The following is a 21993-nucleotide window of genomic DNA, read 5'->3' on the forward strand; positions in this document are numbered from 1 at the left end:
CCGACATTCGGTCCAAGTTGCGATCTGACTGAGGGATGCCCTGCGTCCCGAACGCAGTGAGCATGCTCTAAGTTATTGATGTTTCTTGTGTGGCGGTCGCTCCCATCTTGTTTTGTTCACGTTCGTTTCACCCAATTCGTTGCGATTTCGTTGCGGGGTTCTCAAGTAGAACGGCCGCAGCTGTGTTGATCGAATAAGCCATGCTCTATCCGATGCTGGTACGCATCGCCCCCAGGGTCGGGAGCCCAGCCGCCGCAGTGCCGGCACAGCCTACTCGCGCGGTACCCGTTCTTGGGTGCCCCTCCGAGTGAACCGAGGCCGACCCGCACGTAGGTTCTAAGCCGGGACCTGCAACCATCTCAAATTGCTGTTCCAAGTGGTTACTTAGGAGCCATTTTTCGGCCTTGAGAGGGCCAAATAATGGCTCGAACGGTATCTCGTGGAAGAACTCTGAACGCGGTCCGTGGAAAAGAAGCGAACTTGCACGTCCCTGGAAAGCCATTCGCGAGCGCGCCGGTATGCCGGAGCTGATTCCATATGCTTTGCGGCACTCGAGCATCGTGCGCGGTCTTCGAAAGGGCCTGCCCATCCAACAGGTCGCGAAACTGCACAACACCTCAGTCAAAATGATCGAGCGGCACTACGCGAAATACATTGCGACCGCCCTGGAAGAACTCGCAAGAGCGGCAGTCGTGTCCCTGGTGCCGCGGAGTGATGGAAACGTGGTGCGGATGGGAAAACGAGCGTAAGGGATCATCGAGCGGTCTTCCGAATTCGTTCGTCTGATGGCGCCGGTGCCTAGGGAGGAATCATACGCAACCACCGACACGACGAACCGCTGTTTGTCCTCAGCATGGTGGCGTGAGCGCTTGGAGAGTGGCCGAGTTTTGCTGCGTCGGGAAACGGACAATCGGGGGCCGAGCCCGCGGGAAGCATCCGCCGTGCGCCTCGGTCAATTGCTGCTGAAGTTCACGCATCTGCTTCGTCCCTCACTCGTCCAGGAAGGTTCGGCAATGGGCGACGAACCTCGCCGGATACTGGAACAGTGCTCCGTGGCCTGAGTCCTGATAGAGAACGAGCTGTGCGTTCTTCATCGCTTTGAACGTGCTGTACGCATTGATGCTTGGAAACATGGTGTCGTCGCTGCCGTGCACGATGAGCGCAGGCTGCGAGATGGCGCGGAGCGTCGCTTCGCCTTCATCCTTGCTCGCGCACCAGCCGATGATTGCCTTCGCCTGCGGCTCGCTGACATCATCATTGCTGTCCGGATCACGATCCTCGTTGCGCACGGTCGCACGGGCGACGAAGGCGCGGCCGGCCCGCTGACTTTCTTCGGAGGGTGTGAAGAACAGGGGCAGCCGCACATCCGGCGCGCCTCGTGCGAAGGCTTCCTCGACCACGGCGAGGAGATGTTCTTCGCCCCCGCGCGGGGCTGCGCCCGCGATGACGAATTTGCGGATCAGGCGGGGGTGCTGCCCGGCGAGGACCTGAGCGATCATGCCGCCGAGGAGAAGCCGAGAAGATCGACTTTCGGCAAGACAAGGCCGCGCACGAATGACTCGGCATCGGCCGCCATCTGCTCCACCGTGTCCGGCGTCCGGCTGGTGGAGGTGCCGATGCCGAGGTTGTTGAAGGCAATGACCGGCCGCGTTTCGGCAAGACTGTTCACCACTGCCGGATCCCAGGCATCCATCGTCCCGGTAAAGTGCTGGAGCAGGACGAGCGGCGTCCCGGTCGTCGGGCCGAGCCGCCGGAAGGCAAAGCGGACATCGCCGACGTTCAGGTGCTCTGTTCGTGCGGTTTCGAGTGACATGACTATTCCTTTGTGAAGCTGCATCGCTCGGTACGGGACCGATCCGGATGATTGGCAGCGCATTTACATGGTGAGGACGATGCGGAAGCGGGCTTCGCCCGCCATCATCTGGCGATAGGCTTCCGGCGCGCGTTCCAGCGGCATGGTCTCGATCATGGCAGCGACGCCCGTAAGCGAGCTGAACCGCAACGTGGCATCGGCGGTCGCGGGATCGCCGGTCAGGGCGCCCTCGATGGAGCGGCCGCCGAACAGGAGGTCGGAGGTGGCGATCTCTACTGGTTCGGGAGATGCGCCGAGCGCAATGATCCGGCCGCGCGGCCGAAGTCCCTTCACCGCGTCGGCCACGGCCCTCCCAGCTGATGCGGTGACGACGACGAGATGGGCACCGCCCAGATCCTGCAACGCGGAAGCAACCACGGCGGTCGAGCTGTCGACATAGTGGTGGGCGCCCAGCTTTTCGGCGAGACCACCCTTGTCAGGTCCGCGCCCGATCGCCACGACCTCGAAGCCCATGCGCCGGGCAAACTGCACGGCAAGATGTCCTAGGCCGCCGACGCCGATCACAGCGACAAGATCGCCGGCGCGAGCTGGCGAGTTGCGCAACGCGCTGAAGGTGGTGAGCCCGGCGCACAGCAGGGGTGCGGCGTCTTCCGATGCGAGCCCTTCAGGAATGGACACGAGGCCACTCGTGCGCACGAGCATATACTGCGCGTAGCCCCCGTCGCGATGAATGCCGGTGAACTCCTGATTCCGGCAATTCACGAGATCGCCCCTGCGGCACTCCTCGCAATATCCGCAGCTGCCTCCGAGGAATCCGACGCCGACGCGCTGTCCAAGCGTCCAACCTTCGACGTTGCTGCCGACCGCATCGATCACGCCTACCGCCTCGTGCCCCGGCACGCGCGGCCATTTGATCGGGAAAGCCCCTTCGACCGTCGCGGCGTCAGGTGACAGACGCCGCAAGCCTCGACGCGAAGGCGTATCTGTCCTGGGCCGGGGTCGACAAGCGGCTTTTCTGTCAGTTCAAGCTGTCCCGGCGCGATGGCCTGAACAGCTCTGTATGTTCTCGGATGGTTCGACATGGAAGCTCCAGCGCCTGAAAACCGGATCACAGCGCTATCAGCGTCCTCCCGCACGCGACAGGACGTAGATGCCATCATTCCGGCCATTGAAGATGGCGAAATGTCGCTCGACCAATTATTACGACTGAGAGAAACCGTTACGGAAATGACATGAAAATCGGTCTTGTTCTTTGCCCGACTTTCCAGCCCATCTGCTTCGGGGCCGTCGCCGCGTTCGACGTGGCCAACAAGCAAGCCGGCGAGAAGATCTACGACATCCATGTCCTCTCGGAGGAAGGCGGGCTGGTTGCCGCAACATCCGGCATGCAAGTCAATACGGAGGCGTTCGACGATGCTCCGTATGACACGCTGATCGTCGCTGCGGGCCTCGAGATACCGACGTCGTCGCCGGGTCTGGTCAGGCTGCTTCGCACCGCCGCTCGCGACGCACGACGGGTTGCCGCCATCTGCCTCGGTTCATTCGTGCTGGGAGACGCAGGGCTACTGAACGGCCGGCGCGCCACGACCCATTGGCGCTATGCGCAGGCACTGCAGGACCGTTTCCCCAGCTGCAATGTCGATATGGACAAAATCTTCATCGCGGATGGCCCGATCTGGACGTCGGCCGGTATGACGGCGGGGACGGACCTCGTCATAGGCATGATAGAGCGCGACCACGGGTCTGAGATCGCCCGCTCGGTCGCAAAGGGCATGGTCATGTACCATCGCCGCTCCGGCGGCCAGTCCCAGCATTCCACTTTGCTGGACCTCGCCACGAATGAAGACAGGGTCCACGCGCGCTGAACTACGCTCGTCAGAACCTCGCCGAAAGTCTCACTCTTGACGAGCTTGCTGAGGCCGCGTGCCTCAGTCCCCGGCAGTTCACGCGACTGTTCCGGGCGCAAACCGGCACCACGCCAGCGAAGGCGGTGGAAGCACTGCGAGTCGAAGCCGCGAAGTTGATGCTCGAACAGAGCCGGTTGCCGATCGAGCTCATCGCCCGCGAAGTGGGGTTTGCGAACCGGGAACGGATGCGTCTGGCGTTTGCTCGCGTGCTTGGAGAGGTCCCCAGAGCCATCCGCAATGACGCCGGACCGCTCGCCATGCTCTAGCCTGGCGACCGGCCCGGACAGACGCGCGCGTGGCTAACTGAGGCGGATGTTGGAGAGATCAATCGAGACGACAAGGGGCTCGGTGCTGAAACTGCCGTCCGGCTGACGGGCATAGATCCGGCGCCTGGTCGGGAATTTGATGCCCGAGACTTCTGCGTATGCTTCGATGATGTGCGCGCCGGGCGTGTTGCCGGAAATCTCGACATCGTAGTCGTGGCGCTTCAGCAGCCCCTCGGCGTCGAAATAGAGCGTCTGCACGGTGCTGTGCGTCGCGACCCCGGCCGGAAATCGCACGGCGAGGCGGCGCCAGTCGCCGGTAGCGGTCGGCCAGGGCTCCAGTTCCTCGGTCTCGACTCCCGGCCACGCAAGCAGGAACGGCATGTTCAGATAGGTCCACATGGCGCAGCCGGCGAAGTAGGCGAGTTGCAGTTCTGTCCACGGCGTTTGCAACTCATGGCCGGCAAAGCTTGCCCGCGGCTGAAGCAGTTCTTTGAGAACCGTCCCGTTCTCACTTTCCAGCGCCACCCGGCTCGGCTCAAACCGGGAGCGCCGATTGGCGTTGCCGAACGGGGCGTGCGACGCCCATTCCGTCCTAAGACCCACGGTGACATTGGTTTGCTCGAGGGTGCCGTCATGTCCCTTCAATGACCACAGCACGCCGCCTTGGACGAGATCGGCAGACACCCGCTCGAACTGCCGCCAGCGGTCGAGGCCTCCATGAGCTTCGATGGCAAAATCCTTGAGTTGCTTCATTGGTTGCGCTCCTGCGGCAGCCGCGCAGGTCGCGCGGCCTCTGTCGCGGGAACCTAGATGCTCGGCCAAGCCTGCCGAACGACTTAGATGCCTTGATTCCAGACACGACCGCGGGCCGGGCCCTCCAGATGCCTCTCACAGCCGAATGCGCTGATTTTAGACGTTGGTACGTCCGTTTCGACCTGGTCGACGCGTGCGGAAGCACGGTTGGATTTGAACGGATAGCAAGCCGTAAGGAGGAGAAATCCGCGAGCGCCCGCCGCATCAGTCATCGAGCGAACGCGAGCGTACAAGATCGTGCTCCAGCGTGGAAAAAGCGTGGCTTTGGTGCCCAGGGCCGGACTGGACATCACTTCACCAAACTTCAACAAAATCAACGATTTAACCAAACGGAAGATTTGGTGTTTGTACCACTCGAATGTGCTCATGTCGACCCTGCTTGCCCACGAGCGGCCGTCGGGCCACGACCGACACTCTGCGGCATCCCAGAAGGTTCTTTAGGCAGAATGCGTCGGACTAGGGCTATGCTTGCGCATGGTGAGCGGCAGAACGAGATCAATCGCAAACGCAGCGCCACGAAGCCGCGACCAGCCCGAACCAGGAGAAACGCGTCAACCGGCGTTTCAAAACGTAGGCTCAAGGTGCAACGAGGTAATGTTCGGCCCAATCGCCTTTGGGGATGGCACCGCCGAGCGAGTATTTGAACCGTTCGATCTTGAGGCCATCGGCTGAGGTCTGGCACGAATAGGCGAGGTGATACCAGGCGTTGCCGCTCCGGACAGCCGCTCCTGACGCATCAACGACGGCGCCTGAGCTTCGAGGATCACCGTAAGCGTAGGCAACGAGTTCGTCCGGGTGGAAGCCGCGGTGCTCGCGTCCAACAAGACCCATCGCGCGCCTGTTGCAGCGTTGCTCGACGCGGGCCCCGAGATCCAGCTTCATCATTTGCTCATCGGAAATGGTTCGCCCAACCGCTTGTGACGAGACCAAGGCCGTCGCGGCGAGGGCGACCGACAAAAGAAGGAACGATTTCACAGTGATTGGCTCCAGATAAGGAACTGGAAAAGGGAGAAATGTGCCCATCTTGCGGCGATAGATGATACGTTGCTGCGAGTAGGCTTTCGCTATGCTGCAGCAACTGCCCTTTTCGAGAGGGACCGTCGACGTCTTCGTTGCCGATAAACGGATTGCTTTGGCGAGAGCTTCGCTTGCCACGGCAATCAGAAAATTCCAACTGAGCTTGACGAGCCTCGTCACCTTTGGCTGATTGCACTTGATGAAATGCCGGTTGCGTGCTGGCGGAGATCGGTGTGCAGCCCCGATGACCAGGGAGCGACACTCTCGACCGCTACATCCTTGGCCAACATTGCCATGATCACTTCTTCGGGGCATCCGATCCGTGTTTGGCTGGATGGCGCCTCCCACCACCTTGTCCGGTTGGACGCGCGTCCGGCTTTAGCAGTGATCTCCTAACCGACCTTGAGACTCGCCCCATGCCGGAATATGCCAGTATCAGCAGATCATCGGGTTGTCGCCGAAGTCGCAAACGCCCCCGGGGCTGTCTCTGATGAATCAACGTGCTGCGTTGGAGTACCCGCCCGCCTGTCCACAGATGGGAAGCCGTTGAAAGCGCCCAGATTGGTTTCGCGCGTCACGTGCCGCTGAGCAAGGTTACTCTCGCGAGCCGCGCCGGGTGTTGCGAGCATGGCGGTAGCAATCAATGCACCCGCCACAAGCTTGATTTTGGTCATATACTTTTTCTCGGGATGCAAGCGGCCCTGGACGTTTGGGCCGCTCCAGACGAGATGCGAGCAGATACGAGGCTTCCAAACGCACGAGTGGCTCGCGATCATTCAACGCATCGTGAGCTTCTCGCAATGACATCCATCCCGTCGGCAGAGGACCACGGCTTTTCGTCCGTCAGACAACGCGCCACATCAAGCGCTTGTCGAATGCCGCTGATTCGTCGGGAAAATTGGAAGCGCGTGCAAGCGTGCGGCAGCACGAAAGCCGAAAGCTAACAAATCGGTGATCGCTCGTTCTATCGAGGTCCTCCCGTCATTTTGAAACAGCGTGAGAGGATGTTCCTTTCAATGGCCAGCCGAGATCGCACTTGCTGACAGAGACGCAAATACCGGTGCTGCATTTCGGAGAGAGAAACTTCGATCTGAGGTCGAAACACTGAAATCTGGTGCTTTGCCCAACTAAGGAAACGACGTGATGAAACGACTATTGACAATGCTGGCTACGACGACACTTGCGGCAAGCCTGCTTACGGCGACAGCAGAGGCACGTGGTGGTGGCGGCCACATGGGCGGCTTTGGAGGTGGTCATATGGGCGGTTTCGGTGGAGGTGTCCATGTGGGTGCAATCGGTGGCACCCACATGGGTGGTTTCGGCGGCGGCCGCATCGGCCCGGGTAATCATGTGGGCGCCTATGGTTCGGGTTTACACCACGATTCCATGCACCGGTTCGGCGGCGTCTGGCCGAGATACGGTGCTATCTTCGACAACGGTCTTAACTGCTACGATCTTTACTATGGTCGTCCGCGCAATCTCTGGCCACCATACTGCGGCTGACCGCGAGAAGGACCCACTGTATCGGGTGGAGGGTTTCCGCTGCCGTGACGATCCTTGCCGCCTCGTTCGGTGGAGGCACCTCGGAGCAGAGGGGTCGCACTCGCTCTCGCCAGGATCAAACGGCCTCCCGCCACCTGAACTCTTTTTTAATTGGATTTGCCTCCGGCGCCACCAACTCGGTGTTCGGGACGTCGGCCCTGAAATCTGCCCGACGGCGTGACGATCCGGTCTCACAAACAAACATTAGGATAGAGCGGTCAATGGCCAGTGCAGAGGCGAATTGGGGGACTGGTCGGCAACACGCGCCGCACGCAGGCCGGATCGGTTTTATCGGTCTCGGACGCATGGGGACGGCGATGGCGGCAAATCTCGTCGCTGCCGGTCAAGAAGTGGTCGCCTATGTCCGGCGCCCGGAGCAAAAACGAATCCTCGCGGCGCTCGGCCTTGAGCCGACGACAACCTTTAGCGACTTGTTCGAGTGTGAGCTGGTGATCAGCATGCTGCCTGACGATGCAGCCGTTCAACAGATCGCGTTCGGTCGGAAGGATCTCGGCATTGCCGGCCTGCTCATGGGCTTGATGCCGCGCGCAATCCATCTCTCGATGAGCACGATCAGCCCCACAACGGCGTCCCAACTGGCCAGCGAACACGCACGAAACGGCCAGAGCTATGTTGCAGCCCCCGTGTTTGGAAATCCTGATGCCGCGAAGGCCCGCCAACTGTTTGTCATTGCAGCCGGCGCGCCGCCGGAGCTCGCGCGCTGCCAGCCGATGTTCGATGTGCTCGGCCAGCATACGTTTGTCGTGGGCAGCACTCCGGCGACGGCCAACTTGATCAAACTGGCCGGCAACGCCATGATCGCGGCCAATCTGGAAATCCTGGGGGAGATCTGTGCGCTCGTCCGCAAACGCGGGCTCGATGCCGAGGAACTGCTGGCCATTATGACCGGCACAATGTTCGGAAGCCGTTTCCATCAAATTTATGGCAGCAAGATCGCAGGACAACAATACCGCACCGGCGGCCTCGTGTTCCCACTCGCGCTCAAGGACATGCGGCTGGTGCTCCAGGAGGCGGAGCAGGCAGGCGTGCCAATGCCAACTCTCAGCGTCGTTCGCGATCGCTTCATCACCGGGATAGCGCGCGGATATTCTGAGCTGGACTGGTCTGCGCTTGGCTTGCTGGCCTCCGAGGAGGCCGGACTGAGCGGCGCACGCGGGAAATCTCTTCCAACCGCAAAGCTCGAAAGCCCAACACAACAGGAGGCGCTTCATGCTCGATCGACCCTATAAGAGTGAGCTGCAAATGGAACACATCAACATTCCCGGCACGACCATTAACGTGTCACGCGTGGCACTTGGCACCTGGGCGATCGGCGGTTGGATGTGGGGCGAGACCGACGAGACCGAATCGATCGCGACGATCCGGACCGCCATCAATCGCGGCATCAACGTGATCGACACCGCTCCCGCCTACGGATTTGGGCACTCCGAGGAGCTCGTTGGCCAGGCGCTCGCAGAAGGCGACCTGCGCGCACGCGTGGTCATTGCAACCAAGGTCGGTCTTGAGTGGAGCCAGGGACGCGTGTCCCGCAACGCCTCCCGAGCACGCATCCTGAAGGAGGTCGCCGACTCCTTGCGACGGCTTCGAACCGATTATATCGACGTCTACCAGGTACACTGGCCGGATCCCCTTGTGGAGATCGAAGAGACTGCCGAGGCGATGGACAGTTTGCTGCGGCAGGGCAAGATCCGCGCAATCGGCGTCAGCAATTTTTCGGTGATGCAGATGGAGCGCTTCCGTAGGGTTGCGCCACTTCATGTCGTGCAGCCCCCTACAATCTCTTCGAGCGCGGCATCGAGGCAGAAATTTTGCCCTACTGTCGCGAAAACAACATTGCGACCTTCGGTTATGGCGCGCTGTGCCGTGGCCTCCTATCCGGCCGCATGCGCGCTGAAGTAGCGTTTACAGGCGATGACCTTCGCGGCAGCGATCCGAAGTTCGGGCAGCCTCGTTTTGCACAATATCTTGCCGCAGTCGGACAACTTGACGACCTCGCTCAAAAACGGTTCGGCAAGCGCGTCATCCATTTGGCGATCCGCTGGATGCTTGACCAGGGAATTACGAGCTCGCTGTGGGGCGCCCGCCATCCAGACCAGTTGCAACCGGTGGACCAGATAAGCGGATGGCGTATCGACGCCGCGGCGAAAGCGGAGATCGATCGCATCCTCGAAGCCACCATCCGCGATCCAGTCGGGCCCGAATTCATGTCACCGCCGGCCCGCAATAGGGCGGCCTAACCGACAAAGAGGCGACGTCGCGCTCGATCCAACGCTCCTCGCCTACCTGCACGTCAACGGCACCGCCTTATTGATGTTGGCCAAGCGGTCGAGAATGGCCCTCGAGAGCAGAGACCGCAAGCAGCTCGCGCAACCCCTGCCTTCATTTGGGAAATTGAGCCAGGAACCAGGTCAGACCCAGCAGATCTGCGGTCCCGCCCGGGCTGAGGTGACCCGCGATCAGTGCATCATCAAATAGCGCCATCTTCTCCACCCCGCCGGGCGCTAGAACGCCTCCGTCTCGCAGAAGCCGTCTGGCGTAAGCCTGGACATAGTCAAGGCCGGCGAGACCTCCGCGTGATATAAGATTGGTGTCATTGTTGACCGCGAGCAGGTGCAGCAGCACGTGCAAAAGCGCCGTGCCCTCGTCGAGACCGTCCTCCCGCACGCGGTCATAGACCGGCAGTGCGGCCGTGCGCACCGTGGCAAAACCGGAGGCCGCTTCACCCCTGGCCCCCGCGAATCCAAAACGTCGGAAGACACGCTCGCCTGCCGTTTGCGTCGGAGCGGTGCGGTTGAGCTCTCGATCGACCAGACCGACGCAGATATGGGCAACCTCACCGCACAAGCGCTTTCTGGTCACTTCTGTACCGCGGGCTTGGAGACGACCGGCCGAAAAGCAGAGCAGGCCGAGCGAAAAGATCGCCCCCTTGTGCGTGTTGACTCCGCTCGTTGCCCGAAACATCGCTTGCTCGCACAGCACGCCGGTGGGACGCACCAGAGGCAACGCGGCGCCCGCGCTGACATGCGCGCTCGAATAACCTAGCGCCACGAACCGCGACCACCAGGGAGCAATGGCCCGTGCGCTGGCCAGGAATGTGTCGATATTCATGTCACGGTGAGCACCGGAATTGCGGCGATCAACCAAGCCGGGCTTTGGCGTGAGCATAAGCTCTGTGAGCAGCGCCTGATCGGCATATTCGGCAGTGGCATCGCCAATGCACGCCTCACGTCCGCGCCGGCCCGAATAGGAGGGTGCACTAAGTGACTGCGCGAAGATCATATTCATGAACGATCCTACCTATCGTGGTTAGGAGCTGCCCGAGCGGATGCCGGCGCGAGCGGCCGCACACGCGGGCCGGCCGGCCGCATGCCAGGCACCGGCGCGGCGACTCCCCCAAACTTTGACGCGACAGCTGCGCTTGTCCGGGCGCGATCACGTCGAGATCCCAGAGCCGGCCCAGCGGATGATGGTCTTCCAGCTCGATCATCGCCAATTTTAGGGACACCGCGTCCGCATCGATGACGGAGAGCGCCTCAGGGCCGGTCTTTTGCCACAAGGCCTTTCGCGACAAGATGCGCCAGCCCCTCGCGCGACACGCCGCCTCCATCTCCTGAACGGCGAGCTCGAGCACTCGCCGCGGCAAGGGGCCGCCCTTGACCGGCCCCGGCATCACCATGGTCATGGATACCAGTGGCTTGCCAAACCGCGCCAGGGCGGCGGCCTGGCGAGTTGCCCGCTGCTCTCTGGCCGCCAGCATCTCCTCGAGACCAACCTCGGCCGCGTTGACCGTCCGGACCTGCGCGCGCATGGTCAGCCTTTCACCTGCCGAACCACATCGATGACGCTGCCGTCCCGGTAACGGACGATGCCGACGATGCGCTCAGTGAATTCAAGCGGCTCCGGCTCGCCGGTCAGTTCAACAGCCTTCTCGCGCAACTCATCGATCGTCATGATCGGCAGGCGAGCATCCCGTAGCCGCTTCTCGACTTCCGGACGCGTCGGGTTCACCGCAATCCCATGATCCGTGACCAAGACATCGATCGACTCGCCGGGTGTGAGCCGTGTCGTCACACGGCGGACCACCGTTGGAATGCGGCTACGCACCAGGGGCGCCACCACGATGGTCAAATCCGCGGCAGCAGCGACGTCGCAATGGCCGCCGGAAGCGCCGCGCATGACGCCATCGGAGCCGGTGATCACGTTGACATTGAAGTCGAGATCGATCTCCAACGCGCTCAGGATCACCACATTGACGCGATCCACATAGGCCGCCTTGGAGGTCGGATTGGCGTATTCATTGGCAGAGATCTCAAGATGCGCGCTGGACGTACGAAGCGATTCCGCCGCATCCTTATCGAACGACTGCACGTCGACGACAGCCTTGATCAGGCCCTTCTTGTGAAGATCGGCAATGCCTCCCGTGATGCCGCCGAGCGCGAAGCTCGCCTTGATGGCTTTGCAATTCATGCGCTCTTCGAGAAAGCGGGTGGCGGCCGTCGATGCCGCCCCGGAGCCGGTCTGCAGCGAAAAACCGTCATTGAAATACCCGGAATGCTCGATGACATCCGCGGCACGGCGCGCGATCAACAGTTCACGCGGATTGTTTGTGACGCGGGCAGCACCGACGCTGATAAGGGAAGGATCGCCGACCTGATCGAGCTTGACGATCAGGTCGACGCGATCCTGCGAGATGCTGACGGGATGATTCGGAAAGTCGACCAGCTCTTCAGTGAGCAAAAGGACCTGCCGCGCGTAGTCGGCGTCGACCTTGGCATAGCCGAGCGCACCGCAACTCAGCTTGCCATGCGATCCATTGGCGTTGCCGAACTCGTCACAGCAGGCAACGCCGAGGAATGCGACGTCAATCTTCAGCTCCCCGGTTCGCAGGAGGTGAACCCTGCCACCATGCGAATGGATCTGAACGGGATTCCTCATCAACCCGTTCGAGACGGCTTCGGCCAGTTTGCCGCGCATGCCGGAGGTATAGATCTGCGTGATGACTCCGGTCTTGATGTGCTCCACCAGCGGATCGTGGCAGTTCAGGAGCGAACTCGAGGCGAGCGTCAGGTTCTTGAAGCCGAGCCGGGCGAGCGTATCGATAACCGTGTTGACCACCTTGTCGCCTTCGCGGAACGCATGGTGAAACGAAATGGTCATCCCATCCTGCAGTCCTGACCGCTGGATAGCCTCCTCGAGCGATCGGCAGATCTTTCGGTGCCACTTCGTCTCCTTGGTTGCGAGAAACGGCGTCTGGGCGTTCGCGCCCGTGAACGGCTGCAGCTTGGGTAACGCGGACTCCTGCGCTGCCAGGCACGCGATGGCGGTCGTCATAGCATCGTCTTTCATGATCGTGGTTTCCTTCAGGATGCATCGGCAAGCTGCAAGGTCATCTCGGCCTCTTCGATGACGGGCGGATCGATCATCTTGCCGTCCAGCGAAACGACCCCAAGCCCTTTTCGATGGGCCTCGTCCGCCGCCGCGATGACGCGTTTCGCACGGCTCACTTCCTCTGTAGTCGGCGCATAGGCCTTGTGCAGAAGCTCGACCTGCTTAGGGTGGATCAGCGACTTGCCGTTGAAACCGAGCCGCTTCGCGATCTTGACCTCGCGCAGGAAGCCATCGTCATCACTCACGTTGCCGTAGACCACATCGAAGGCATCGATCCGCGCAGCGCGGGCGGCATGGAGCACCGCGGCTCGGGCGTAGAACAACTCAGGCTGCCACCCCTTGCTGCGCTTGGTGTGCATGTCGACGAGGTAATCGAAGCCCGCCAGTGCGATTGCGATCATGCGAGGCGATGCCGTCGCGATCGACACAGCATTGACTACACCGCTCGCCGACTCGATTGCCGCCATGATCTTGGTGTCGCCGACCGCGCGGCCGCACGCCTGCTCGATCCGCACCACGTGCGCCTCGAGTTCACCAATGGCCTGAGCATTTTCCGTCTTGGGCAGACGCACCACGTCGGCCCCGCCCCTAACCGCGACCTCCAGATCCTTCAGTCCGAACCCGGTCTCGAGCGAATTGACCCGCACAACGGTCTCGATGTCGCGGTAAGCTGGATGCTGCAGCGCCTGAAACACCAAAAGCCGCGCCGAGTCCTTCTCGCGTGGCGACACGGCGTCCTCCAGGTCGAACATGATCAGATCTGGCCTGTAGACAAACGATGTGCTCAGCATTGCGGCGTTGTCACCGGGGACGAAGAGCATACTGCGGCGCAGCTTCATGCGAGCCTCCGCCAGTCCAGCTCTTCCACGCTGCAGCCGCGCAATACCGCGGCCTGGACGCGCGCGCGGATCACGCAGTCAAGTGCGCCCTTGTCCTCGATGACGATAGAGCCAGCGCTGACCGAAAGTTTGTCAAGCGTGTCGGCGACGACAAGCCTGATCTGCTTGCCGAATTGTTTGATCACCTCGCTCCTGAGCACGACATCGCGCGTGCCGTTTTCGCTTGGAGCAACCTTGACCAGCACGTCGCTGGATTCCAGAGTGCCGGAAATAGCTTCCTTGACGATTTTCATTAGCTTTCGATCTCCTTAGTGACGTTGCGGGATGCGGAAAATGTCCGCTCAAGAAATTGCAAAGTCGGTGCGGGGACCAGGTCCTGCATGGCGGGGAAATCCCCCCGCGCCAACAATCGCCTGACCTGGGATGCGGAAATGGGGACATCGCGGACGGAGGCCCGGGGTATTTCGATCACCCTGACTGAGGCGGCCGAGGAGGCTGCATACTGCAGCCAATGCTTCATGTCGGCGTTGTATTTCTCGGTAACGGTGTCAAACGGCTCGCTACCCACGTAGCGATGGCTGATGCCCAGCGCCGGCGCGATGTATTTGCGAAACAGCAGCAGATCGATTGCGGCCCAGCTATGATCGACAAGCGCCTGATCTTTCAGAAAATAGCCAGGAAATGTCGCGCGCGAAATGATGTACTCGGAGCCTGGATGCAGGCTGACTCTTTCGAGATGCCTTACGCCTGCCTCCACGAGCCGAAAGCGATCAGCGTACGAGAACAACGACGCGTCTTCCCTGACCACGAATACATGGAGCCAATCGCAGACGCGAGCGGCCCGCTCCACTAAGTATTGGTGGCCGAGCGTAAAAGGATTCGCATTCAGGACAATGCCGCCGATCTTGCGTCCCGGCCGGCGCTGTTGACGCAGCCTGTCGCAGTAGGCCTGGATCGCGATCGGGCTGTTCTCCATCAGAACCACGAGTTGGGGAACCTCAACCAACGGATAGAAACCCCAACCGCGAAAAAACGGCAGGTTATGCGGGGGCGAGTACAAGAACAGATGAAACTGGCCACACTCGGCCGCCAGTTTGACCGTCTCGCTGCCGAGGCGCAGGCTGAGCGACTCACCGCGAAACTCATCTGCCACGGCGACGCACTTGATGACGTTATGATCGAGGCCGGCGCACGCGACGATCCTTCCGTCACGGCGGCACACAACGAATGCCTCGACCTGGCTATCCAGCCCGAGATGATTGGCAGCCAGCAAGCTTCTGACTTCGACCATTTCGTCGGAGGCGTCATCCGGACGGATCGTGGCGAACTCATCAACTACAATCATGGCGCACCTGTTTTCAGACGTCCGCCAGATGATGCGTTGCCGCGATCATGATCGGGATAGTGGCGAAGGCGAGCACCCGCGTCGCGAGGATTGTGGTCGAGGACTCGGACTCAAGAATGCCGTGCTCTTCCGCAAACATGGTCGTGATAACGGCGGAAGGAAGCGCCGCCAGGAGGATAGCCTCCCGCGCGAGCACGCCATTCACTCCGAAGGCCAATACGGCGGCCAGCATCGCGGCGGGATGCACCAGATTCTTGATAAGAACGTCGACGGCCACCGCCCTCGTCAGCTCAACCCTTTCCTCGGCAATGATGAGACCGGCGACGAACAGGGAAATCCCGGTGGTCGCGCTGCCGACGAGATTCAACGAGCTGATGACGAATTCGGGTATACGCAGATCGAGAAGCACGAGGACAATGCCGATGAAAGGCACCCAGACCCGTGGTTCGCGTAATGCCTTGGTGACCGTTTTGAAGAACGCTCGCGGTCCGGCGCGTTGTTGCCTTTCCGAGCCAACCTCGAGCAACACAGTCGTAAGGGGAAGAATGAGAAGGGACGGGACAAGATTGGCAATGAGAATAGGATACAGGCTCGAGGGTCCAAACAACTGTCCGAGGATCGGAATTCCCATGAACACCATGTCTGGGAAGGCGAGCAGGCTCGCCCTCAGCGTGGAGGTTCGCAGGTCGTAGCGCAGCACGAAACGGCAGCCGAGTAGCACCGTGAGATATGGGACCATAAGCCCCACCACGAAGAGCAGCGGTATTCTGTAGTTGGTCAGATCCGCGCGCGGCGTCTGCAGAATTCCGGCAAGCAGCAATGGGGGCAAAAGCCAAGTGAGAACCAGCCGGGTCAGCAGGGCTCGGTCCGTCCGCGCAAAGGCGTCATGGCTTCCGGCGCGATAGCCGAGATAAATGACGAACGCGACCGGCACGAGAGTCGTTGCGATGGTGTTGAGCATGGGTTCATGTCGCCAGTCGGATTGAAGTCGGATTCGTCTTGCGCGGCGTATTCTCGGCGTGATCTCGCGAGCTACCTCAGCGAGATTTCTGCAAGACGCTGTGCGATTTCCTCGCGATCGCCAGGATGCGCTCGGCTTCGCGCAACATTGCCGGCTCCAAGACATGGCCGGCTAGAACCGGCGCGCTACGGCCGGCGGTATCGCAGGCAGCGACGACAGAACGTGCGTGGCTCACGGCGTCCGGCGAGGGCGTGAAGACGGTGTTAATGACGGCGAGTTGCTCGGCGTGAAGTGCTGCCTTTCCTGTCATGCCGAGTTTGCGGCTCGCCATCGCTTCCTGTCTGAGCCCGGCCTCGTCCGCTTTGAAGTAGGGCACGTCGATAGCAGCAAGGCCGGTGCTGGCCGCCGCCGTCACGAACTTGGATCGCGCATACAGCAGGTTTTCCCATGTGCCTTCCACGCCGAGGTCGGCAGCGAGATCGCCGCCACCCAGGAACAGGCCGCAAACACGCTCATGGGCATCGGCCATAAGCTCGGCAACGAACACCGCCCGGGCGAGTTCGACCATGGGGATGATGCCGATCGTGGAGCCATCCAGGATATCGACCACGACACGGATTTCGTCCGCCGATTGACACTTGGGAAGTATGACTGCATCGGGCTGGCTGCCGGCTTCGAGCAGGGCCAGCAGGTCACGCAGCCCGATCGCAGAGCGCGGACTGTTGACGCGAAGGATGCGCATGAAATCGGCTGCAGGCGGTTCACGAAAGAAGGCCAGCGCCGCGTCTTGCGCGTGGCGCTTGTCGTCAGGAGCGACGGTCGACTCGAGATCGACGATGATAGCATCGCCGCCGAACGCCCGGGTGCTGGCAAAACGCTCGGGCCTGGAGCCTGGCGTGAGCAGGAAACTTCGGCATGCACGAAGGCGGCTGCGGAGCGAAACAGTCGGCCGGCGGGCGCCATTCCCCGACTGTATTTCGATGCGGGAGCCGGAATTCACTTCATCGATGTTCGCCATTATCGTCCGCCTTTCGTCGCCAGGATGAGCAACTCTCCCGCGGGGAGACTTCACTCGATCATTGATGCAACGCAGGTAAGCAGACCGCGTGGCGGCACCATTAAATAGACCTTAAGGTGACTAAACTTTCCTTCATAGCTTGGGACGCGTTGAAGCGGCATTTGCTGCGCTCGATGCGCTTCCCCGCTTTCGGTGGCGAATGGAAACGCGCCGATGCGCACGTGCACGTTGGCAGTTGTTTCGCGCCACCGCGACCGCGTTACAAATTCGGGTGATGTGCAGAAGACTGTGGAGCGCTTCGGCGCGTGCCACCCGACCACACGAGCAGCACGCGTATTCGCGCGTGTCGATCAGCTGACCTTGGCCGCGTCTCCACCGGTGACTGCAAATTCGCTGCCGGTTACCAGCGCAGCGGCGTCGGATGCCAGGAAGACCGCCACCGGCGAGATGTCTTCGGGCTGCAGCCATCCCACCTGAAGCGGCACAGTCGGAGCACGAGCGTCCCAGGTTTCCTGCGCGGTCGGGTGCGCCGGGGGTTGGCGATTAGACTGTGCGATTGCCGCCCGGAACCGCTGCTCATTGTAGGTCAAAGGCGTGCCGACCAGTCCCGGCAAGATTGCGTTGACGGTGACGTTGTGCCGACCGAGCTCCAGGGCGGCCGATTTCATCAGCCCCAAGATGCCCCATTTTGACGCGGAATAGCTTGCCCCATCCATCGTGCCCATTCTGCCTTGCATCGAAGAGAGCAGAATGATGCGACCCTGATTGGCGGCGACCAGCTTGGGTCCAAAGGCGCGAATGGTATTGGCAGTCCCGTTGAGATTATTCTCAATCTGGTCGCGCCAGTCCATGTCGTCCATTTCCATCAGCGGTTTCCAACCCTGAATGGCGGCATTGGCGACAACGATATCGATCTTTCCGTGTTCACGCTCCACTCTCTCGGCAACCGCTCGCAAAGCCTTCATGTCACGAACGTCCGCTTTGACTGCGGTGCCGCGCCGGCCATACTTCTCGATCTCGGACACTGTCTCGGCGAGTTCTGCCCCGGTGGCCGGAATTGCATCGGCAGTCGGGCTGACCGGTCCTGCAATGTCGATGGCAACGACATCAGCACCATTGGCAGCGAATTCGACGGCAATCGCACGGCCAATTCCGCGGGCCGCACCGGTCACCACCGCGATCTTGCCGACCAGCGCCGAGCCGCGCCCCGGCAGGATCGGCCCGGCGGTTCTTCCGGCAGGAGGTTTCGGATAGGGCCCGCTGACCGGCTCGGCTACCGATGCATGCTTTATTGGTTCGGCTGCTGCAACGCCGCCTGATAGCGCCAGGCCTGTTGCCGCCAGCCCTGCGCCGACCAGCACCGCGCGCCGTCGCACACCATTGCCGGTAGGTTGAAATTCAACGCGAGGATTCTCGCTCATTGGAAAGCTCCTTTTAGCTCAGTCGTCGTGCCGGTCCGGCGATCGCCTTCAGCGGGGCGCTGGTGCAGGCTGCTCAGTCTTCCTGAACGGCGGGGTTTGACCGAATTCACTTCATGTGCATCGCGTTCATTGCGCTTGGAGAATTCGCAGCATCCGGCTTTGGCCTCGATGGCGGCAACGGCGTGTCGCTTGCCTGAGACTCCTCCCCGGTGGCGCGGCGCATGATGGATATCTCCTGCTGCTGTTGCGCGATGATGTTCTGCGCCAGCCGCCGAAGTTCTTCGTTGTGACCGTATTTCAGCTCGGCGCGCGCCATATCAATCGCGCCTTGATGGTGAGGAATCATCATGGCAGCAAAGTCATGGTCCACGTCACCGGTTGGTTTGACGAGCATCGCTCTGGTCATGTCACTCATCGCCAGGTCATTGTCGACTATGAATTGCTGCTCGCTGCGAGCGGCGCTGCCTGTGCCGGGGTTCGCGCTTGTTGAATTCTGTGCCCACGACGGTGAAGCTGCAGCCGTTAGCAGCATCGTGGACAGCACGATTGTGCGCGGGGAAAGTGCCATGTTGACCTCCAAAGGGATGACCCGTTGCCCAGCCGGACTTACAAAATGCCAGGCTGTCGATTTCTCGAAGTCGGCGCACCAGATGGCGCACTCAATTAAATTTCGATTTAGGTTTGATGAGCGGGGCTCCAGTCGGACGCAGAGCTACCGAGCGCTCAATTCAAATTGATACTTAAAGTTTTTGCTTGGGGCGAGTGCGCCACCTCCCTACTTCGCTCCTGTCATTAATCCGCTCGGTGCACGGCCCTTACGGCTCTTTCATCGCGGCGTCATCGCGCTCCAACCCGGGCAAGAGGCTTGGCGATCGGAGCGCAAGGCAGGAATTGTACGATGGCAACGACTTCCTTGAACGTGAACGGTAAAGTCGCTTCAGTAACCGTCGACGATCCTGATACTCCCCTGCTTTACGTGCTGAGAAATGAGCTTGGTCTGCATGGACCGCGCTTCGGTTGCGGCTTCGGCCAATGCGGCGCCTGCACTGTCCACATCGACGGAAGGGCAGTTCGGTCCTGCGTTACACCGCTATCCGCAGTGTCCGGCCGCGTCGTGACGCTCGAAGGGCTCGGCACGACCAGCAATCCCCATCCGCTGCAAAGCGCGTTCATCGAAGAGCAGGCAGTCCAGTGCGGCTACTGCATCAACGGCATGATCATGCAATCGGCGGACCTTTTGGCGCGCAATCCGAAGCCGAGCGAGCAAGAGATCAAGACAGAACTGGCGAGCAATCTTTGCCGTTGCGGAACGCATCTGCGGATTCTGCGCGCGGTCGTGCGCGCTGCGGCAAGCTCGTAAGGGGACGCGCCATGGACGAGATGATCAATCGGCGCAAGCTGTTGCAGGCAGGCGGCGCGCTCATTGTGGCCTTCAGCCTGCCGATGGCACGCGCCGCCACGCCCGCCGCCGAAAAATCCCTGTCGTCTGATCGGGTCGACGGCTTCCTTGCTGTCGCACAGGATGGAAGGGTGACGGTCTATCCCGGAAAGGTCGATCTCGGCACCGGGGTGCGGACCGCATTAACCCAGATCGTCGCGGACGAGCTTGACGTCTCCATGAAGCAGATCACGATCATCGAAGGCGACACCGCGCTCACGCCAAACCAAGGCACGACCAGCGGAAGCTTTTCGATTCAGACCGGTGGCATGCAGCTGCGCCGCGCTGCGGCCACCGCGCGTCAGGCCCTTCTGCGCCGCGCGGCTGCGCAGATGGGTCGCGACATTTCCACACTTTCGATCCGAAACGGTGTCGTCACTGCCGCAGGCGGCGAACGGCTGCCGATTGGGAGTCTCGTTGAACCGACGAGCCTTGCTCTCGACATCGAAAAGGACGCGCCGCAGAAGGCGCCTGGCGATTACACCGTCGTCGGCAAGCCGGTGCGCCGCCTGGACATTCCGGACAAGGTGGATGGCCGCTTCACTTTCATGCAGGATTTCACAATCCCCGGCATGCTGCACGGCCGAGTGGTGCGTCCATCGGGGTTCGGTGCGACTCTCGTCTCCTATGACGAGTCTTCAATCGCCGACATACCTGGAATTGTGAAGATCGTCCGCATCAGCAACTTTCTTGGCGTCGTCGCCAAAAGCGAATGGAGCGCAATCAAGGCCGCCCAACAGCTGAAGGTGACCTGGTCAAGCTGGAGTGACCTCCCGGACCAGAGCAAGATCTGGGAGCACGTACGCGATACGCCTGTCGTGCATGACGATGTCACCAGCCGTCTCGGCAGCTCGGGCGGGGTCCTTGGTGCCGCGCCACGCAAGCTTCGGTCGACCTATGATTTCGCGATCCACACCCACGGCTCGATCGGCCCGTCCTGTGCCGTGGCGACCTTTATCGATGGCAAGCTCACCTGCTGGACCGCCTCGCAGGCGACACACGATTTGCGCAAGCAACTGGCTGCGATGCTGGCATTATCCGACGCGGACGTTCGCTGCGTCTATGTCGAGGGCGCGGGCTGCTATGGCCGCAATGGGCACGAGGACGCCGCGGCCGACGCGGCGCTGCTGGCGCGTGCGGTCGGCACGCCGGTCAGGGTGCAATGGATGCGCGCCGACGAGCACGGCTGGGATCCCAAGGGACCGCCGACACTACTCGACATGCGAGCCGGGGTCGATCCGCAGGGAAATCTGGCGGCGTGGGAATCCGAACTGTTCGTGCCTGACGGATCGGCGACCTTTGTGCCGCTCACCGGCGCTGAGCTTGCCGGGCTCAACAGTCTCGGCAAGCTCAGCCCTGGCGGCGTGCTCAATGATCTCTCCATTCCGTATGACATTCCAAACGTCACGACGACCGCTCACCGGTTGCAGTCAACACCCCTGCGACCTGCCTGGATCCGCTCGCCCGGACGCCTGCAAAATACCTTCGCCAACGAATCCTTCCTTGACGAGATCGCGGCGAGCATTGGCGCGGATCCGCTTGACATTCGGCTTAAACATCTGGATGACGCGCGCGGCAAGGAACTGCTGGAGCGACTGGCTAAGCTCAGCAAATGGCGTGAGCGGCGAAAACAGGATCGCAATGCCGAGGTCGTCACGGGACGCGGGCTTGCCTATGTGAAATACGAACTGGTGCGCACCTACGTCGGCGCGGTCGCCGAGGTGGAAATCAACCGCAAGACTGGCGCCCTCGCGGTGAAGCGCTTCTACGTGGCGCATGATTGCGGCCAGATCATCAACCCTGACGGACTGCGCAATCAGATTGAGGGCTGCGTCGTCCAAACCGTGAGCCGAATCCTGAAGGAGGAAGTGACCTTCGATCGCTCGATGGTCACGAGCCTTGATTGGGCCAGCTATCCCATTCTGACCTTTCCTGAGATCCCAGAGGTCGTGATCGATCTGATCGATCGCCCGCAAGAGGTCCCCTGGGGCGGCGGGGAGCCCACCTGCGCCGTCGTCCCCTCCACCATTGCCGGGGCCGTGTTCGAAGCTACGGGCGCACGCCTGCGCTCGGTGCCGTTCACGCCGCCCAAAGTGTTGGCGGCACTCCGCGCCAGCTGAACAGACACTGCGCGCTTGTGAGTTCGTTAACGTCTGCCCTGACCAGAGCGGCGAGTCTCACCTGAAACCATCCTGCGAGCCACG

At 61.3% G+C, this 21993-nt stretch carries 18 protein-coding genes and 4 pseudogenes; 7 read left to right on the top strand and 15 right to left on the bottom strand.

Going from position 1 to position 21993, the window contains the following annotated elements:
- Positions 1–434: 434 nt before the first annotated feature.
- Positions 435–749: pseudogene (locus ACTGJ9_RS01080) on the top strand (site-specific integrase); the annotation flags it as partial.
- A gap of 240 nt (positions 750–989) precedes the next feature.
- Here ACTGJ9_RS01080 and ACTGJ9_RS01085 read toward each other — a convergent pair.
- Positions 990–1813, bottom strand: a pseudogene (locus tag ACTGJ9_RS01085) (alpha/beta fold hydrolase).
- Between the two features lie 63 nt (positions 1814–1876).
- Positions 1877–2776, bottom strand: a complete 900-nt coding sequence (locus ACTGJ9_RS01090; RefSeq protein ID WP_456675562.1) for a zinc-binding dehydrogenase — start codon at positions 2774–2776, stop codon at positions 1877–1879.
- 269 nt (positions 2777–3045) lie between these two features.
- On the opposite strand from ACTGJ9_RS01090, the pseudogene ACTGJ9_RS01095 reads away from it, so the two are divergent.
- Positions 3046–3986 (top strand): annotated as a pseudogene (locus tag ACTGJ9_RS01095) (GlxA family transcriptional regulator).
- A 33-nt stretch (positions 3987–4019) separates the two neighbouring features.
- Here the strand turns inward: ACTGJ9_RS01095 and ACTGJ9_RS01100 are convergent.
- From ACTGJ9_RS01100 to ACTGJ9_RS01110, 3 genes are all read right to left on the bottom strand, one after another.
- A complete protein-coding gene (locus ACTGJ9_RS01100) occupies positions 4020–4739 on the bottom strand; it encodes a hypothetical protein (protein ID WP_456675563.1) in 720 nt (239 codons plus the stop codon).
- 83 nt (positions 4740–4822) lie between these two features.
- A complete protein-coding gene (locus ACTGJ9_RS01105; protein ID WP_456675564.1) occupies positions 4823–5167 on the bottom strand; it encodes a hypothetical protein in 345 nt (114 codons plus the stop codon).
- A 208-nt stretch (positions 5168–5375) separates the two neighbouring features.
- Positions 5376–5996 (bottom strand): DUF930 domain-containing protein, encoded by a 621-nt coding sequence (locus ACTGJ9_RS01110; protein WP_456675565.1) that lies wholly within the window; start codon positions 5994–5996, stop codon positions 5376–5378.
- Between the two features lie 963 nt (positions 5997–6959).
- Here ACTGJ9_RS01110 and ACTGJ9_RS01115 point away from each other — a divergent pair.
- From ACTGJ9_RS01115 to ACTGJ9_RS01125, 3 genes and pseudogenes are all read left to right on the top strand, one after another.
- Entirely contained in the window at positions 6960–7319 is a 360-nt protein-coding gene (locus ACTGJ9_RS01115) for a hypothetical protein (RefSeq protein WP_456675566.1), read from the top strand.
- A 260-nt stretch (positions 7320–7579) separates the two neighbouring features.
- A complete protein-coding gene (locus tag ACTGJ9_RS01120) occupies positions 7580–8608 on the top strand; it encodes an NAD(P)-dependent oxidoreductase (RefSeq protein WP_456675567.1) in 1029 nt (342 codons plus the stop codon).
- Positions 8609–8699: 91 nt separating this feature from the next.
- Positions 8700–9616: pseudogene (locus tag ACTGJ9_RS01125) on the top strand (aldo/keto reductase).
- A 142-nt stretch (positions 9617–9758) separates the two neighbouring features.
- Here the strand turns inward: ACTGJ9_RS01125 and citG are convergent.
- The 10 genes from citG to ACTGJ9_RS01175 form a co-directional block, all read right to left on the bottom strand.
- Entirely contained in the window at positions 9759–10664 is a 906-nt protein-coding gene (citG, locus tag ACTGJ9_RS01130) for a triphosphoribosyl-dephospho-CoA synthase CitG (protein ID WP_456675568.1), read from the bottom strand.
- Positions 10636–11187 carry a citrate lyase holo-[acyl-carrier protein] synthase gene (citX, locus tag ACTGJ9_RS01135; RefSeq protein ID WP_456675569.1) on the bottom strand — a complete coding sequence of 184 codons (552 nt, stop codon included), beginning with the start codon at positions 11185–11187 and terminating at the stop codon, positions 10636–10638. The genes citG and citX overlap by 29 nt, the downstream gene beginning before the upstream one ends.
- A 2-nt stretch (positions 11188–11189) precedes the next feature.
- Entirely contained in the window at positions 11190–12725 is a 1536-nt protein-coding gene (gene citF, locus ACTGJ9_RS01140) for a citrate lyase subunit alpha (protein WP_456675570.1), read from the bottom strand.
- Positions 12726–12739: 14 nt separating this feature from the next.
- On the bottom strand, positions 12740–13606 hold the full coding sequence (locus ACTGJ9_RS01145) for an aldolase/citrate lyase family protein (RefSeq protein WP_456675571.1): 867 nt from the start codon (positions 13604–13606) through the stop codon (positions 12740–12742).
- Positions 13603–13899 carry a citrate lyase acyl carrier protein gene (gene citD, locus ACTGJ9_RS01150; protein WP_456675572.1) on the bottom strand — a complete coding sequence of 99 codons (297 nt, stop codon included), beginning with the start codon at positions 13897–13899 and terminating at the stop codon, positions 13603–13605. The genes ACTGJ9_RS01145 and citD overlap by 4 nt, the downstream gene beginning before the upstream one ends.
- On the bottom strand, positions 13899–14951 hold the full coding sequence (gene citC, locus ACTGJ9_RS01155; protein WP_456675573.1) for a [citrate (pro-3S)-lyase] ligase: 1053 nt from the start codon (positions 14949–14951) through the stop codon (positions 13899–13901). Before citC ends, citD begins: the two co-directional genes overlap by 1 nt.
- Positions 14952–14964: 13 nt before the next feature.
- Positions 14965–15912, bottom strand: a complete 948-nt coding sequence (locus ACTGJ9_RS01160) for an AEC family transporter (protein ID WP_456675574.1) — start codon at positions 15910–15912, stop codon at positions 14965–14967.
- Positions 15913–15988: 76 nt separating this feature from the next.
- On the bottom strand, positions 15989–16930 hold the full coding sequence (locus ACTGJ9_RS01165; RefSeq protein WP_456675575.1) for an HpcH/HpaI aldolase/citrate lyase family protein: 942 nt from the start codon (positions 16928–16930) through the stop codon (positions 15989–15991).
- Between the two features lie 350 nt (positions 16931–17280).
- On the bottom strand, positions 17281–18351 hold the full coding sequence (locus ACTGJ9_RS01170) for an SDR family NAD(P)-dependent oxidoreductase (protein ID WP_456675576.1): 1071 nt from the start codon (positions 18349–18351) through the stop codon (positions 17281–17283).
- 106 nt (positions 18352–18457) lie between these two features.
- Entirely contained in the window at positions 18458–18919 is a 462-nt protein-coding gene (locus tag ACTGJ9_RS01175; protein ID WP_456675577.1) for a DUF305 domain-containing protein, read from the bottom strand.
- Between the two features lie 330 nt (positions 18920–19249).
- Between ACTGJ9_RS01175 and ACTGJ9_RS01180 the strand changes: the two genes are divergently transcribed.
- Entirely contained in the window at positions 19250–19711 is a 462-nt protein-coding gene (locus ACTGJ9_RS01180; protein ID WP_456678414.1) for a (2Fe-2S)-binding protein, read from the top strand.
- Positions 19712–19722: 11 nt separating this feature from the next.
- Positions 19723–21909 (top strand): molybdopterin cofactor-binding domain-containing protein, encoded by a 2187-nt coding sequence (locus ACTGJ9_RS01185; RefSeq protein ID WP_456675578.1) that lies wholly within the window; start codon positions 19723–19725, stop codon positions 21907–21909.
- The last annotated feature ends 84 nt before the right edge of the window (positions 21910–21993 follow it).

This window comes from Bradyrhizobium sp. RDM12, assembly GCF_051917485.1.
GTDB lineage: Bacteria > Pseudomonadota > Alphaproteobacteria > Rhizobiales > Xanthobacteraceae > Bradyrhizobium.

What these genes read in the sequence shown, in the direction of transcription:
- ACTGJ9_RS01100 (WP_456675563.1), bottom strand. Translation starts at nt 4,739, where the DNA reads ATGAAGCAACTCAAGGATTTTGCCATCGAAGCTCATGGAGGCCTCGAC.
- ACTGJ9_RS01105 (WP_456675564.1), bottom strand. Translation starts at nt 5,167, where the DNA reads ATGAGCACATTCGAGTGGTACAAACACCAAATCTTCCGTTTGGTTAAA.
- ACTGJ9_RS01180 (WP_456678414.1), top strand. Translation starts at nt 19,250, where the DNA reads ATGGCAACGACTTCCTTGAACGTGAACGGTAAAGTCGCTTCAGTAACC.
- citX (WP_456675569.1), bottom strand. Translation starts at nt 11,187, where the DNA reads ATGCGCGCGCAGGTCCGGACGGTCAACGCGGCCGAGGTTGGTCTCGAG.
- ACTGJ9_RS01170 (WP_456675576.1), bottom strand. Translation starts at nt 18,351, where the DNA reads ATGAGCGAGAATCCTCGCGTTGAATTTCAACCTACCGGCAATGGTGTG.
- ACTGJ9_RS01115 (WP_456675566.1), top strand. Translation starts at nt 6,960, where the DNA reads ATGAAACGACTATTGACAATGCTGGCTACGACGACACTTGCGGCAAGC.
- citC (WP_456675573.1), bottom strand. Translation starts at nt 14,951, where the DNA reads ATGATTGTAGTTGATGAGTTCGCCACGATCCGTCCGGATGACGCCTCC.
- ACTGJ9_RS01185 (WP_456675578.1), top strand. Translation starts at nt 19,723, where the DNA reads ATGGACGAGATGATCAATCGGCGCAAGCTGTTGCAGGCAGGCGGCGCG.
- citG (WP_456675568.1), bottom strand. Translation starts at nt 10,664, where the DNA reads ATGAATATGATCTTCGCGCAGTCACTTAGTGCACCCTCCTATTCGGGC.
- ACTGJ9_RS01145 (WP_456675571.1), bottom strand. Translation starts at nt 13,606, where the DNA reads ATGAAGCTGCGCCGCAGTATGCTCTTCGTCCCCGGTGACAACGCCGCA.
- ACTGJ9_RS01160 (WP_456675574.1), bottom strand. Translation starts at nt 15,912, where the DNA reads ATGCTCAACACCATCGCAACGACTCTCGTGCCGGTCGCGTTCGTCATT.
- ACTGJ9_RS01165 (WP_456675575.1), bottom strand. Translation starts at nt 16,930, where the DNA reads ATGGCGAACATCGATGAAGTGAATTCCGGCTCCCGCATCGAAATACAG.
- citD (WP_456675572.1), bottom strand. Translation starts at nt 13,899, where the DNA reads ATGAAAATCGTCAAGGAAGCTATTTCCGGCACTCTGGAATCCAGCGAC.
- ACTGJ9_RS01175 (WP_456675577.1), bottom strand. Translation starts at nt 18,919, where the DNA reads ATGGCACTTTCCCCGCGCACAATCGTGCTGTCCACGATGCTGCTAACG.
- citF (WP_456675570.1), bottom strand. Translation starts at nt 12,725, where the DNA reads ATGAAAGACGATGCTATGACGACCGCCATCGCGTGCCTGGCAGCGCAG.
- ACTGJ9_RS01120 (WP_456675567.1), top strand. Translation starts at nt 7,580, where the DNA reads ATGGCCAGTGCAGAGGCGAATTGGGGGACTGGTCGGCAACACGCGCCG.